The organism is Sphaerotilus mobilis (genome assembly GCF_004216565.1).
Taxonomy (GTDB): Bacteria; Pseudomonadota; Gammaproteobacteria; order Burkholderiales; family Burkholderiaceae_C; genus Sphaerotilus; species Sphaerotilus mobilis.
Window position 1 is genome coordinate 596,570 of the sequence record NZ_SGWV01000010.1, and the last position, 14,633, is coordinate 611,202.

Consider the following 14,633-nt stretch of genomic DNA (forward strand, 5'->3'; position numbering starts at 1 on the left):
TAGACTGAGTCGCGATTTCTCCGATTTCTCAATCACGGCGACCCTCAGCCCGGAGGCAGCATGCTGAACGACGAACACACGACATCCCGGAACACAGCCATGGCGAGCGTCAACCGCGCCAGCGCTGCGCCGGCCGACATCCTGCTCGACATGCCAGCGTGCCTGCGCACCAGCCTACCCAGGTCGAACGGCCCGTTGTTGTCGATGAAGGTCATCGGCGGTTTCGAACTGTGGCTGGACGACATGCGTGTGGAGAACCTGCCGCGCGGCAAGACCCGTTCACTGCTCAAGCTGCTGCTGTTGCGGCGGCATGGTCCCCTGTCACGGACGCGGCTTTGCAACCTCTACTGGCCTGAAGCCGACGCTGGAAGCGCCCGCAACAGCTTGCACGTGACGCTGCACCGTGTGCGCCGGGCGCTCGATCCGGCGGGGGTGATCGTGCATCAGGATGAGGGCTACCAGTTCCTGCCGAACGGGCCGGTGTGGATCGACAGCGAACAGTTCCTGCAGCGCTCCGACATGGGCGCGCTTCTGGATGCCCGTGGCAAGCATGTCGAGGCGATCGCCCACTACGAGGCGTCTTTGGTGCTGCACGGTCTGGACCAGATCGACGAAGACAGCCAGGACGCGGCACTGTCAGGTCTGGCGCAACAGCTGCGCGACCGCCACAACCAGGTTCTGCAGCGACTGGCCGAGCTGCATGAAGCTGCAGGCGATCTCCATGCCTGCTTGCGGACGGCGTTGCGCCACCTGAGCCTGGATGCCTGCAACGAGGCCGCCCATGGTCGCTTGATGCGCTGCTATGCAGCGTTGGGACAACCCCAGCTCGCCGAGCGCCAGTACCGCACCTGCGTGCGGGTTCTGCGAGAGACGCTCGGCGTCGCACCGCAAGAGGTCACGACGCGCCTGTACCGCTTGCTGACCTCGCGGGAGGTTTCGGCGGCAGATATCCATGCGAACGGCGCAACGGCCCGACCGGCTTGGCACGCGCTGCATCCCTCGCCGTAGGCGGAGAACGGCCCGTTCCCTGGTGTACAGGCTCGGGGCTGTCGAACAGAATCAAGAAGCCGATCTACCTGAACCATGCAAGGATCCACGATGAGAGAAGCGGACATCAGGGCAGCGATCCAAGCGGTTCGATCTGGCGCCTTGTCACGGCGCGCCTTCATCGCGCGCTTGACGGCAGTCGGGCTGCCGGGGCCCATGGCGGCGGCCTTGCTGCCGATGTCCGACGCTGCCGGCGCGCAAACCGGCAAGCCCTTCTACGAACCGGTTCGGCGCGGCGGGGGCGGGGCGCTCCGGATGTTGTTCTGGCAAGGACCGACGCTCCTGAATCCTCACTTCGCCAGTGGCAGCAAGGACCAGGCGGCCTGCAGGCTGTTCTACGAGCCGCTGGTCGACTGGGACAGGGACGGCAACCTCTACCCCATGCTGGCTCAGGAGGTGCCCTCGCTCGCGAACGGGGGGCTCGCTCGGGACGGGCGTTCCGTGACCTGGAAACTCAAGCCCGACGTCACCTGGCACGACGGCAAGCCCTTCACGGCCGACGATGTCGTCGCGACATGGGAGTACGCACGAGACCCGGCCACCGCCGCCATCACGCACGGGTCATTCCGCTCGATCCAGGTCCGCAAGGTCGATGCCCTGACCGTGCGCCACGAATTTGATCGCCCGACGCCCTTCTGGGTTGACGCCGCCTTGCATTGCGTGCTGCCGCGACACCTCTTCGCAGCCTTCCGAGGAGCGACGTCGCGCGATGCCCCCGCCAACTCGCGACCGGTCGGGACGGGCCCCTACCGTTTCGTCGACATGGTTCCGGGCGACCTGGTTCGAGGCGAGCTCAACCCGACGTACCACCAACCGCTCAAGCCGCATTTCGACACGGTCACGATCAAGGGCGGCGGCGATGCCCTGTCCGCGGCCCGCGCGGTGCTGCAGACCGGCGAGTACGACTTCGCCTGGAATCTCCAGATCGAGGATGAGATCCTGCGACGGCTGGAAGAAGGCGGCCGCGGCACGTTGGACTTCGCGCATGGGGGCCATGTCGAGTTCCTGATGCTCAACCACGCGGACCCCTGGAGCGAGGTCGATGGCGAGCGGGCTTCTCCGGCCAGTCGCCACCCGGTGCTGCTGGACCCGGCGGTGCGAGAAGCGCTGGCTTTGCTGGTCGATCGCGACAGCATCCAGCGATTCCTGTATGGACGAGGAGGCGTCGGCACCGCCAACTTCCTGGTCAATCCGGCGCGCTACACCTCCACGCGCAAAGGGCTCGGACACGATCCGGCACGGGCCGAGGCACTGCTGGAAGCCGCGGGCTGGAAACGCGGGCCGGACGGGGTGCGTCAGCGTGATGGGAAGCGGCTGAAATTCTTGTTCCAGACCTCCGTCAACGCGACCCGCCAGAAGGTTCAGGGCCTTTTGCGACAGGCCGCACAGCGGGTTGGAATCGAACTGGAACTGAAGTCGACGACGGCCTCGGTGTTCTTCTCCTCCGATCCCGGCAGCCAAGACACAGCGACCAAGTTCCTGGCCGATCTCCAGATGTACCAGCAGGGCCGCAACGGGCCAGATCCGGGGCGATTCATGGAGATGTTCTGTTCCTGGCAGATCGCATCGCGAGAGAACAAGTGGGAGGGTCGCAACGTGATCCGTTGGCGACATGAGCGCTATGACCGCACCTTCCGCGCGGCTGAGGTCGAGGTCGATCCTGTGCGGCGCGCCGCGCTGCTCATCGAGCTCAACGACCTGGTCTGCGAGGACGGCGCGATCGTTCCCATCGTCTACCGACCGGCCATCTCCGCACTGACCCGCCGGCTGCGTGCGCCCATCAGCGGATGGACCGTCGAGACGGCCCAGATCGCCGACTGGTTCAAGGCTTGAGCCCATGCACCGGCGCGCCCACTCCGTCGGATGGCGTGCGCTGCGGGCCTTGCTGAGCGTGCTCGGCATCAGCGCGGTGTTGTTCGCGGTGCTGAAGATGGCTCCTGGCGACCCTATGAGCGAGCTCGTGACGCACCCCGACGTACCGCCAGAGGTCCGTCGACAACTGCGACACCAGTTCGGTCTGGACCAGCCGCCCATCGCGCGCTATTTCCACTGGCTGTGGGCCATGCTGCGCGGCGACTGGGGCTGGTCCCACGTCAGTCGGTTCGACGTGATCGACCTGATCCTCCAGCGTCTGCCCGTCACCTTGGCAATCGTCGGTGGCTCGTTGCTGCTGGCGCTGGCGCTGGCCGTGCCGATCGGGATGAAGGCCGGGCTGCATCCCGGGAGCGCCTTCGACCGCTGTGTGTCGGCCCTGGCCTATCTGGGCTATGCCCTGCCGTCGTTCTTCACGGGTCTGCTGCTCATCCTGTTGTTCTCGATTCAACTCGGCTGGCTGCCGTTCGTTTTTCGCACCGATCTGTCGCAGACCGGCTGGCCCTGGATGGTGGAGCAGGCTCGACAGTCGCTGATGCCCGTGCTGGTCCTGGCGTCCTTCCAGTCCGCGATCTGGTTGCGTCATGTGCGTTCGGCGGTGATGGATGTCGCTTGCCTCGACCACGTCCGGCTGGCTCGCAGCAAGGGCCTGCCAGAGACCCTCGTGGTCTGGCGGCATGTGCTGCCCAACGCCCTGATTCCGCTGGTGACCCTGCTGGCCTTGCAACTGCCGGCGGTGTTCAGCGGCGCGATCGTGACCGAACAGATTTTCCGGGTGCCGGGCATCGGCTCGCTGCTGGTCGAGTCGGTCCTGAGAAATGACACGCCCGTGCTGCTGGCCATCACCCTTCTTCTCGCTGTGCTGGTGGTCATGGCCAACGCGCTGGCAGATGTGACCTATGGTTGGCTCGACCCCCGCATTGGCACGCGCTAGGCCGGCGGGCATCGCCGGTCTGGTCTCGCTGGTGCTGCTTGCAGTCGTCGGCCCGTGGCTGTGGACGCCGACGGTCGACGAGATCGATTTCTCGTCCCGGCTGTTGCCTCCCGGTGCGCAGCACCCACTGGGCACCGACGAGATGGGCCGTGACCTGTTGGCGAGGCTGTTGCACGGTGGTCGCATCAGCCTCGCGATCGGTGCTGCTGCCATGCTGTTGTCGGCCCTGGTCGGCACAGCCGTTGGTGCTGTGGCGGGGCTGTCCAGACGCGGTCGCAGCGACGCCGTCCTGATGGCCGCCACCGACCTGTTCCTGTGCCTGCCCCAGTTGCCCGTGCTGCTGCTGCTCGTTCACCTGTTCCGAGACCCCTTGCAGGCCCGTCTGGGTTCAGGACCGGGCCTCTTCGTGCTGATCGTGGCCGTGATCGGCGGCTTCCGCTGGATGACCGTCGCGCGGCTGGTCAGGGCGCAGTTCGTGACGGTACGCCAGCGGGAGTTCATCGACGCGGCGCGGGCCCTGGGCGCGTCGCGTCGCTGGCTGGCGTGGCATCACCTGCTGCCACATGCGAGGGGTCCGGTGGTGGTCATGTGCTCGCTCGACGCGGCGGCGGCGATCCTCACGGAGTCGACCCTCTCCTTTCTCGGCCTGGGCTTTCCGCCCGAAACGCCGACCTGGGGCCGCATGCTGCATGACGGCAAGGACTACCTGGACATCGCACCATGGGTGGCCGTCGCGCCCGGACTGGCGATTGCGTTGACCGTGCTGGCGCTGCATCTGGCAGGCGATGCCTGGCGGGACGCCAAGGACCCGCACGCCCGCCTGTCGCATCGCAAAAGGACCTCAACGACATGAGCGTCCGAGATCTGACGGCGGGTGGTCTGTCCGTGCGCGGCTTGTCAGTCCACTTCGAGACCCCGGAGGGCACGGTCGAGGCACTCGACCACGTCAGTCTGGACATCGAGCCGGGGAAAACGTTGGGCCTGGTCGGGGAGTCCGGCAGCGGCAAGTCCGCGCTCGCCAGTGCCATCGTCGGGATGGTCGCAGGGCCAGCCGGACGGGTGGTGAGCGGCGAAGTCTTCTGGCAGGGTCGTGACCTGCTCAAGCTGGGGCCCAAGGACCTGCGCACGGTTCGTGGGCGCGAGATCGCCTGGATCCTTCAGGATCCGGCCACCGCGCTGAACCCCGTTCGGCGCATCGGCGATCAGGTCGGAGAAGCCGCGCGCTGGCACCTGCAACTGTCGAGGTCGCAGACGCGTGCCCGGGCCCTGTCATGGCTGGCGCGCGTTCACTTGTCCGATCCAGAGAGACTGGCCGATGCTTACCCCCATCAGCTCTCTGGCGGCATGCGCCAGCGAGCCCTGATCGCAGCGGCCCTGGCCTGTGGACCGCAACTGCTGATTGCCGATGAGCCCACGTCGACGCTGGACGTCAGCGTGCAAGCGGGAATTCTCGAACTGCTGCGCGACATGCGTCGAGACCTCGGACTTTCGATGCTGCTGATCACGCATGCCCTGCCGGTCGTCGCGCAGATGTCCGACCGCATCGTCGTCCTGTATGCCGGACGGGTGGCTGAAGAGGCCGACACGCAGCGGCTGTTCTTCGGTGCCCGCCATCCGTACACGCGCGCCATGATCGAGGCCGTGCCACGCCCTGAGCCCGGGCGGGCACGTCAGGTTCAGATGACGGGCATTGCTGGCCAGGCGCCGTCGCTGATCGGGCCTGCCGGGGGTTGCCGGTACGCTGACCGCTGCGCATCGGTCCATGCACGCTGCCACGCCGAGGCACCGCCACTGCGTGAAGTCGGTCCGTCTCACCGGGTGGCTTGCTGGGCCGTTGAGGGCGACGTCCGATGAACCCTCCTCTGCTGGCCGTGCGCGAGTTGGTCAAGGTCTACCCGACCGTTCGGTCAACCTGGTGGGGGGGACCAGCCCAAGGCGTGCGGGCGCTGGACGGCGTGAGCTTGGAGCTGTCCGCCGGCCGGACGCTGGGCGTGGTGGGAGAGTCCGGATGCGGCAAGAGCACGCTGGCACGCTGCATCCTGAACCTGATCGAACCCAGCTCGGGGGAAGTTCGGATCGACGGAAGACCGGTCGATCGCCGGCGCCGAACCGATCGGCTGGCGTGGGCCCGTGCCGTCCAGATCATCTTCCAGGATCCGCAGACCTCGCTCGATCCGTTGATGACCGTTGCCGACATCGTCGGCGAGGGCCTCGTTCTTCATGGCTTGGTGCGGGGACGCGCCGAACGGGATGCGCAGGTGGTGGAGCTGCTCGCACAGGTCGGCCTCGGGACCGAACACCTGCGGCGGCATCCGCACGCGTTCTCGGGAGGACAGCGCCAGCGCATCGCCATCGCGCGGGCGCTGGCCGTCCGGCCACGCCTGCTCGTTTGCGACGAGGCGGTTTCGGCGCTGGATGTCTCGGTGCAGGCTCAGGTGCTGAACCTGCTGGTCGACCTGCAGCGACGACAAGGCCTGGGCATGGTGTTCATCAGCCATGACCTGGCGGCCGTCGCACAGGTGAGCGACCACGTGGCCGTCATGCAGGCCGGCCGCGTGGTCGAGTGCCGGACAACGGCCGATCTGCTCGAACAGCCTGGGCATCCCTGCACGCGGGCACTGCTTGCCGCCCTGCCGTGCATGCCAGGCGAAACCGGCCAGCGGGCGCTTGCGACGGCGCCGAACTGTCCATCAGAATGAGGATGCCTGAACCCAAGCAAGAGCACACCATGGCACCCGAGGAAGCGGCGCAACCGGAAGTGGGGAAGCATCCATGGCCCGAGTTGGTGCGGGTGCGCCGAACCGTGGTGGTGGTCGACGTGGTCGAGTCGGTCCGGCTGCTGAGGGAGCATGAAAACGACGTGATCCAGCGCTGGCGGCAGTTTGTCCAGCAGGTACGTAGCGACGTGCTCCCCGTCAGGAACGGACGCATGGTCAAGAGTCTGGGCGATGGCATGCTTCTCGAATTCCGGTCCGTGCCTCAGGCGGTGGATGCCGCCTTCGAGCTGCACAGGCTCGCCTCTGCATTCAACCAGGGCCGTCCGCAGGACGCCTCCATCGTCCTTCGAGCAGGGGTGCACGAAACCGACCTGGTCGTCGAGGAATATGACGTTTTCGGGTCTGGCGTCAACTTGGCTGCCCGGCTGTGTTCAGTCGCCCAGCCTGGAGAGACCATCCTGTCGCCGCAGGCCCGACAGGCACTCGTTCCCGACATCGATGCAGACATCGAGGATCTCGGTGATGCCGACTTGCCCATGCCGGACACCACCGCGCGCCCGGTGCGGCTGGACCTCGAGATCGAGGACCTCGGCCTCGTGAACCTCAAGCATTTTTCCGAGCGACAAAGGGCCTTCCGTGCAGGCCCGATCGGTGAACGTATGCCGATGTGGGCCTCACAAGGCGCCGGGCATGACGAGCGCATCGGCATCGCGGTCATCCCGTTCGAGGACCCGCTGGCGACCGAGCGTATCCAGAGCGTGCTCGGAGAGGTGCTGGCCGATGACCTGATCGCCCAGTTCGCACGGCTGCCCCAGCTCAACGTGATCTCGCGACTGTCGACGACGCGCCTGCGTGACCGGTCCTTCGACGCGCAGGTGCTGCACGAGGTGCTGGGGTGCAACTACGCGGTGACGGGAACGCTGACGCTCGTCGGCGAACGTTTCCGGCTGCGGGTGCAACTGGTGAACTGCCCGCTCGGCGAGGTCATCTGGGCCGAGGGGCTCGACGGCCGTGTCGCCGAAGCGCTCGACGGCAGCAGCCCGGTCGTCGAGCGGCTCGGCGAGCAGATCGGCGCGGCCATGGTCGGGGCCGAGGTGCGCAGGGCGGTCAGGCTTCCGCTGCCGACGCTGGACAGCTACACCATCTTGCTGGGCGCGATCTCGCAAATGCATCTGCTGTCCCCGCGCGAGTTTGGACGGGCTCGCGAGATGCTGAGCTACCTGTGCGATCGACACCCCCGTTCGCCGGCACCGCGCGCCTGGCTGGCGAAATGGCATGTGCTGCGCGTCGCGCAGGGTTGGTCCGAACGCGAGGACGACGACCACCAGATGGCGCGTCTCGCGGTCTCGCAAGCCCTCGATCTGGACGGCGGCTTCAGCCTCGCACTGGCGATCGACGGGCTGGTGCACGCCTATCTGGGCAAGGACCTGGAACAGGCCTCGGACCGGTATTCGCAGGCGATCCAGATCAATCCGAACGAAGGCCTGGCGTGGCTGTTCCAGTCCGCCTTGCATGCCTATGCAAACGATGGGCAGGACGCGGTCCGATGCGCGCTGCAGGCGCAACGCCTGTCACCGCTCGATCCGATGCGCTACTACTACGACAACTTCACCTCGATGGCGCTGCTGTCCCACGGTGACTACGACACCGCGATCTCCTACGGCAAGCGCTCGCTGCGTGCCAACCGCACCCACGGATCGACGCTGCGCATCCTGGCGATCGCGCAGTCGCTGGGTGGCCATGCCGACGAGGCGCACCAGACCGTCCAGGATCTGCTGCGGGTCGAGCGCGGCTTCAGCGTGTCCCAGTACCTGCGGCGATACCCCGGCGCCGACAGGCCACATGCCGTCCGCTATGCGCAGGCCCTGCGCGAGGCCGGTCTGCCGGAGAACTGACGGGGGTCCTGTCCCAGCCCATCCACAGGGAGTGAACCCATGAGCATCCTGTCCGCGTCGTCGGCATCGTCCGCGTCTTCGGCGTCCTCGGCCTCGTCTGCCTCGTCAGCGTCTTCCGCATCGTCGGCATCCTCGGCATCGATGAACGGCGTCGCCGGCTATGCCGGCGCGATCGTCAACCCCGCGCTGACGCAGGCCCTGGAGTCGTCGCAGCATGCGCTGTGGCGTCTCGGTGTCACCGGGGCTGCAATGGTCCCGACCCCGAGCAAGGGCGAGGGGGATCGGCTCCGGCAGTGGCAGCCTGACGTCCGAGGCGCGATCTGGGGCTTCGAGGTCGCGCAGGACCTGGTCTTCAGAGCGGAGTCGCAGGATTCCGCAACCCTGGGCCTCTGGGTCCCCAACCCGGCCGGCGTCAAGGCAACATTCAAGGCCCTGTTGACCTTGACTGCGCCATCGGATGCGACCTTGATGGCCCAGGCCCAAGCGGTCGCGGAAAAGACCCGGTTTCGCTCGATGCCGAAGTCCCAGGATCCCTCGCGCGAGCGCCTGCTGGAGATCACCACCCAGACCACACCGGCCTTTGCTTTCTGGTCTCAGATCCTGCCGCTGCACCCCGACCGGACGCCACGCACCCTCGAATTGATGCAGGTCGCGCTCGGTCTGGCCAACCATGCCGTGCAGCGCCTGAAGCACGCGCTGGATGTGAGGCGGCCCCATCGCATCAACCACCAGGTGATGCCGGCGATCCTGACGCCTGCCCATGGCAGCCTGCCCAGCGGCCACGCCACTGAAGCGTTCACGATCGCCTGGGTGCTGTCGCAATTGGTGGACGGGGACCGCAGAGCGCTCCTTCCCTTGACCCGAACACAACTGGCCCTGGCGTACCGCATCGCCGAGAACCGCGAGTACGCCGGCGTGCACTACGAGATCGACTCGATCGCGGGGCAGGTGCTGGGCACCGTGATGGCGGACTATCTGATCGCCCGTTGCACGGCAGACGAGAACGCAACCGTTGATGTCGAGGCACGCGCATTCAATCCAGAAGTCAAGCGCAAGCAGAAAGGGGTGGACGCAGCGGCCGATGTGGTCGATTTGGTCGTGAGCCGGATCCCGGCCCCACGTGGGGCGGTCCCCGTCGGCCGTTCCGAGCCGCTGGCCTGGCTCTGGACGCAAGCGTCTGCGGAGTGGCACTGATGTCCGCCCCGGATCCCTACCTGCAATGGGCCAAGCTCACCCAGCTTCGCTACCTGCAACCGATGCGCGACGCGCAGGACGGTGACTGGCTGCGTCTGATCACCACCCCTGAGGGGGTCGCTGCCCTTCAGGAAAGGGCGCAGCACCAGGTGTTGTCGCTCGTCGATCCGGCCGCTCGACACCGGACGGTCTGGCTGCACGCCGATGACCTGCCGGTCGCGCTGGACTGCTCGAACCACCACCGCATCGGTCTGGCGCACCCCGGAATGGCGCCCGTGGGGGGTCGAAAGTCCGTCGGGTTGGTGGACATGGCGCCTCTTCCAGAAAAACCAGGCGCGGAGGAGGTGCAGCCCTGCGAGGCTGCGACGGTGATCGGCGTCATCGATGGTCGTTGCGGCTTCCTGCACCAGGACTTCTGGACCGACGAGGGGCGCACCTTCATCCGGCATTTCTGGGACCAGGGTGTCCCGGCCACGGCAGATCCGGCCTTTTGGCGCACACCGGACGACATGCAATACGGCCGACAGGTCACCGGTGCGCGCCTTGAAGAACGCTTCGGTGCGTCGCTCGCCGCGTGCGCGACCGGCTGGCAGCGCGAGCAGCGCGAACTGGCGAGCTATCGGGCCATCGGCTATGCCTTGCCCGAGGCGGCGGACTGGAGTCACGGCACCCATGTGCTGTCGACAGCCCTGAAGGCTTACCGCGACCTCGATGCCAGAGGCAACACGTCGCCACCGGTGGGGCCAGCGCTGATCCATGTCCAACTGCCGGACCTTGCCCTGCACGACACCAGCGCGAACTGGCTGGCCTCGCATGTGCGCGACGGGATCGACTACATCCTGGCTCGCTGTTCGCCCGAGGCACGGGTGGTCATCAACCTCAGCCTGGGCGGATTTGGCGGGCCGCAGAACGGCACGTCGATGCTTGAGGAGGCCATCGACGAGCGCATCCGCCGCTGGAACGGGCCTGACGGCATCCAGCGGCTGCAGGTCGTCGTGGCCGCCGGCAACATCGGCACAGGCGACGTGGACGATGACGGCTCCGGGGAGCCGCGCCGGGTCCATCTGCGCAAGGGCTGTAAAGAGGACGGCAGCATCGAGTTCTCATGGGACATCGAGGTTCCCGACGCCACTGAAACCTTCCTCGAGTTCTGGGTACCAGCGACAGGAGACTCACCGGTCCGGATGACGGCGACCCTGATTCCGCCGCCCGGCGCTGTCGCACTGCAAGCCACTGCCGGGCCGGGCGAGCATGCCACCTGCGACTGGCAGGACGCACCCGGTGTCCAGGCGGCGGTCTTCAATGGCACCCACACATCCGAGGGCGCCTGCGGTACCGGTTCCAGCCTGATTCTGGTCGCCTTGCCGCACACGACCGACTGGCTCGGTCGTCGATGTGGCCCTCTGGGCCGCTGGTCGCTCAAGCTGTCGCCGCAGGACCGTGCGCGCGAGCCGCTCCATGTCGACGGCTGGATCCGTCGGCGCGACGTGCCGGGCGAACTGGCCGGCGAACGACCTCAGTACGGTTTCAGCAAGGCGGACGCGCCATCTGGGCAGCTCGCCGATCAACGGTCCACCCTGGCCCATGCCCACCAGGTGGTGGTGGTGGGCGCCGTCGAACCGGCGCGCATGCCCAGGGCAATCTACCCGTTCGAGGAGGCCGACTATTCCTCGACCATCCTGGGCGGCGACCCGGTCTACGGCCCAGGTCGGCTCCACGGGCCCGGCTTCACGACCGGGACACGCCAGCAACTGCGGGGAACGTCGATCGCTGCGGCCCATGTCTGCGGAGCCCTCGCTGCCCAGGCAACGCCATCGCCGCTCAACCTGGAAAATCTGCCGCCTGGCCCAGCACTGCCGGGTGCAAGGGCCGAACCGTCAAAGAAGGTCAGGCGGGTCCGGGCCATCTTGCCCTGAGCGGGGCGTCTGGCAGGTGCTTGGGGAACAGGTCGAAACCTACAATTCCCGATTCCCTCGAACGCGCCCGTCCCCGGGCCCTGCGCCATGTCCACCGCCTCTTCCCTCAGCGCCCTGACCGCCCTGTCCCCCCTCGATGGCCGCTACGCCGGCAAGCTCGGCGCGCTGCGCCCTCTGCTGAGCGAATTCGGTCTGATGCACCGCCGCGTGCAGGTCGAGGTGGCCTGGTTCATCGCGCTGTCGGACGCCGGCTTCGCCGAGTTCGCGCCGCTGTCGGACGGCGCACGGGCTCACCTGAACGCGCTGGTTGCCCAGTTCAGCGAGGCCGATGCCCAGGCCATCAAGGACATCGAGCGGACCACCAACCACGACGTCAAGGCGGTCGAGTACTGGCTCAAGTCGACCTTCGCCGACCAGCCCGAGCTGGTCGCCGCCGGCGAGTTCGTGCACTTCGCCTGCACCAGCGAAGACATCAACAACACCAGCCACGCGCTGATGCTCCAGGCCGCCCGCGAGACCGTGCTGCTGCCGACGCTGGACCGCATCGTCGCCAAGCTGACCGCGCTGTCGCACGACTTCGCCGCCGTGCCGATGCTCAGCCGCACGCACGGCCAGACCGCCAGCCCGACGACGGTCGGCAAGGAGATCGCCAACGTCGTCGCCCGCCTGCAGCACGCCCGCAGCCGCATCGCGGGTGTGGCCCTGCTGGCCAAGATGAACGGCGCGGTCGGCAACTACAACGCCCACCTGAGCGCCTACCCCGAGCACGACTGGGAGGCCTTCAGCCGCCAGGTCGTCGAAGGCGCGCTGGGCCTGAGCTTCAACCCGTACACCATCCAGATCGAGCCGCATGACTACATGGCCGAGCTGTTCGACGCGGTGACGCGCGCCAACACCATCCTGGTCGACTGGAGCCGCGACGTCTGGGGCTACATCAGCCTGGGCTACTTCAAGCAAAAGACCAAGGAAGGCGAGGTCGGCTCGTCGACCATGCCACACAAGGTCAACCCGATCGACTTCGAAAACGCCGAAGGCAACTTCGGCCTGTCCAGCGCGCTGCTGACGCACCTGGCGCAGAAGCTGCCGATCAGCCGCTGGCAGCGTGACCTGACCGACTCGACCGTGCTGCGCAACATGGGCGTGGCGCTGGGCTATGCGCAGCTGGGCTACGACAGCCTGCTGCGCGGCCTGGACAAGCTGCAGCTCAACGAGGCCGCGCTGGCCGAGGACCTCGACAGCGCCTGGGAGGTGCTGGCCGAACCGATCCAGACCGTCATGCGCCGCTACGGCCTGCCGCAACCCTATGAGCAGCTCAAGGCCTTCACCCGCGGCCAGCCGATGACGCGCCAACTGATGCAGGGCTTCATCGCCAACCTCGCCCTGCCGCAGTCCGAAAAGGACCGCCTGCTGGCCATGACGCCGGCCAGTTATGTCGGCGTGGCGGCGGAGCTGGCGCGGCGGATCTGACCGATCTTCTCAGACGAATGTGCGCCTGGTTGACGCCGGCATGTCCTGTGACGATCAATCGTCCGATCCGCGTACCGCGAATGACGTTGTTGAATCGCCAGCATGAGTTCGAGCGGCATCTGCAACTCGCTGCCAACAAGTGTGGCGAACAGGGCTGGATCTTGATCCTCCTGGATGCCGACGATGACCGCCCAGTTGCGCTGGCTGCAACCCTCAGGGAACGCTCGCAACGCGTCGTGCCGCATCGTCCGGTCGCCGTTGTCCTTGCAAATCGCGAGTTCGAGGCCTGGTTCATGGCCGCAGCCGAATCGTTGAATGGTTGTCACGGCCTGAAGCTGGAGCCCGGCGACCAGAACGTGCACGCCGAAACCCCGAGAGACGCCAAAGGTTGGCTGGGGAGACGACTCGGCAACAGCCGATATCACGCCACCAGTGATCAGCCGAAGTTCGCCGCAAAGTTTGATATGGCCCAGGCTCGGCAACGCAGCCGATCCTTCAGAAAACTGTGCGACGACTGGATGCGCCACACCAGCACGTACTACCCGCGTGCGTCCCCAAGTTCCTCAAGCGATACACAACCATGAACTTCATCAACCAGCTCGCCCGCGCCGAACGCCTGCATGACTCGCTGCTGTGTGTCGGCCTCGATCCGGAGCCGGGCAAGTTTCCGGGCGCCTGGAAGGGCGATGCCGCGCGCATCTATGACTTCTGCGCCCGCATCGTTGACGCCACCAAGGACCTGGTGGTGGCCTTCAAGCCGCAGATCGCCTATTTCGCGGCCCAGCGCGCCGAGGACCAGCTGGAGCGGCTGATGGCCCACATCAAGCGTGTGGCGCCGGATGTGCCGGTGATCCTCGACGCCAAGCGCGGCGACATCGGCAGCACCGCCGAGCAGTACGCCCGCGAGGCCTACGAGCGTTATCAGGCCGATGCGGTGACGCTGTCGCCCTTCATGGGCTTCGACTCGATCGAGCCCTACCTGCGCCACCCGGACAAGGGCGCGATCCTGCTGTGCCGCACCTCCAACCCGGGCGGCAACGACTGGCAGATGCAGCGCCTGGCCGACCTGCCCGGCCAGCCGCGCCTGTATGAACACCTGGCCGCGCTGGCGCAGTCGGCGTGGAACCGCAACGGCCAGCTCGGCCTGGTGGTCGGCGCCACCTACCCGGCGGAGATCGCCCGCGTGCGCGAACTCGCGCCCACGCTGCCGCTGCTGATCCCCGGCGTCGGCGCGCAGGGCGGCGATGCGGTCGCCACCGTGCAGGCCGGTCTGGTGCGCGACGCAGCCGGCGCGATCACCGGCCCGATCGTGGTCAACAGCTCGCGCGCCATCCTCTACGCCAGCAACGGCGACGACTTTGCCGAAGCGGCCCGGCGGGTGGCGCTGGCCACCCGGGCGACGCTCAACGCGGCGCGCTGAACGCCCAAGGCGGCACGCTCCGCCTCGGACCGATCATCGGTCGGTGACGCCAATGACAGTGGCGATTAAGCAGGCGTGAACACCGGTCGACACCCGCCGTTGAGTCGCGGATGAAGCCCGCGCACAGCACCCGATACCGTGCCTTGGCAGTGCCCGTCATGTGCTGCTGGC

Annotated in this window: 12 protein-coding genes; all 12 read left to right on the forward strand. The window is 67.1% G+C overall.

Annotated features, from left to right (window positions below; genetic code table 11):
• The first annotated feature begins 60 nt into the window (after positions 1–60).
• The 12 genes from EV685_RS15000 to pyrF all read left to right on the forward strand — a co-directional run bounded on the left by EV685_RS15000 (position 61) and on the right by pyrF (position 14,462).
• The gene (locus tag EV685_RS15000; RefSeq protein ID WP_130482830.1) at positions 61–1,008 is read left to right on the forward strand and encodes an AfsR/SARP family transcriptional regulator; all 948 of its coding nucleotides are present in this window, start codon (positions 61–63) and stop codon (positions 1,006–1,008) included.
• 90 nt (positions 1,009–1,098) lie between these two features.
• Entirely contained in the window at positions 1,099–2,880 is a 1,782-nt protein-coding gene (locus tag EV685_RS15005) for a peptide ABC transporter substrate-binding protein (RefSeq protein WP_130482831.1), read from the forward strand.
• A 4-nt stretch (positions 2,881–2,884) separates the two neighbouring features.
• A complete protein-coding gene (locus EV685_RS15010) occupies positions 2,885–3,853 on the forward strand; it encodes an ABC transporter permease (protein WP_130482832.1) in 969 nt (322 codons plus the stop codon).
• 142 nt (positions 3,854–3,995) lie between these two features.
• Positions 3,996–4,706, forward strand: coding sequence for an ABC transporter permease (locus tag EV685_RS15015; protein ID WP_207224830.1), 711 nt, complete (start codon positions 3,996–3,998; stop codon positions 4,704–4,706).
• Positions 4,703–5,707 carry an ABC transporter ATP-binding protein gene (locus tag EV685_RS15020; RefSeq protein WP_165396815.1) on the forward strand — a complete coding sequence of 335 codons (1,005 nt, stop codon included), beginning with the start codon at positions 4,703–4,705 and terminating at the stop codon, positions 5,705–5,707. Before EV685_RS15015 ends, EV685_RS15020 begins: the two co-directional genes overlap by 4 nt.
• Positions 5,704–6,552, forward strand: a complete 849-nt coding sequence (locus tag EV685_RS15025) for an ATP-binding cassette domain-containing protein (protein WP_130482835.1) — start codon at positions 5,704–5,706, stop codon at positions 6,550–6,552. Before EV685_RS15020 ends, EV685_RS15025 begins: the two co-directional genes overlap by 4 nt.
• Before the next feature lie 29 nt (positions 6,553–6,581).
• Positions 6,582–8,465, forward strand: a complete 1,884-nt coding sequence (locus EV685_RS15030; protein ID WP_165396816.1) for an adenylate/guanylate cyclase domain-containing protein — start codon at positions 6,582–6,584, stop codon at positions 8,463–8,465.
• Positions 8,466–8,504: 39 nt separating this feature from the next.
• On the forward strand, positions 8,505–9,659 hold the full coding sequence (locus tag EV685_RS15035; RefSeq protein WP_130482837.1) for a phosphatase PAP2 family protein: 1,155 nt from the start codon (positions 8,505–8,507) through the stop codon (positions 9,657–9,659).
• Positions 9,659–11,575 carry a S8/S53 family peptidase gene (locus EV685_RS15040; RefSeq protein WP_130482838.1) on the forward strand — a complete coding sequence of 639 codons (1,917 nt, stop codon included), beginning with the start codon at positions 9,659–9,661 and terminating at the stop codon, positions 11,573–11,575. The genes EV685_RS15035 and EV685_RS15040 overlap by 1 nt, the downstream gene beginning before the upstream one ends.
• A gap of 87 nt (positions 11,576–11,662) precedes the next feature.
• A complete protein-coding gene (gene purB / locus EV685_RS15045; protein WP_130482839.1) occupies positions 11,663–13,042 on the forward strand; it encodes an adenylosuccinate lyase in 1,380 nt (459 codons plus the stop codon).
• Positions 13,039–13,626, forward strand: a complete 588-nt coding sequence (locus EV685_RS15050) for a DUF4276 family protein (RefSeq protein WP_473964381.1) — start codon at positions 13,039–13,041, stop codon at positions 13,624–13,626. The genes purB and EV685_RS15050 overlap by 4 nt, the downstream gene beginning before the upstream one ends.
• Entirely contained in the window at positions 13,623–14,462 is an 840-nt protein-coding gene (gene pyrF, locus EV685_RS15055) for an orotidine-5'-phosphate decarboxylase (protein WP_130482841.1), read from the forward strand. Before EV685_RS15050 ends, pyrF begins: the two co-directional genes overlap by 4 nt.
• Positions 14,463–14,633 lie beyond the last annotated feature (171 nt).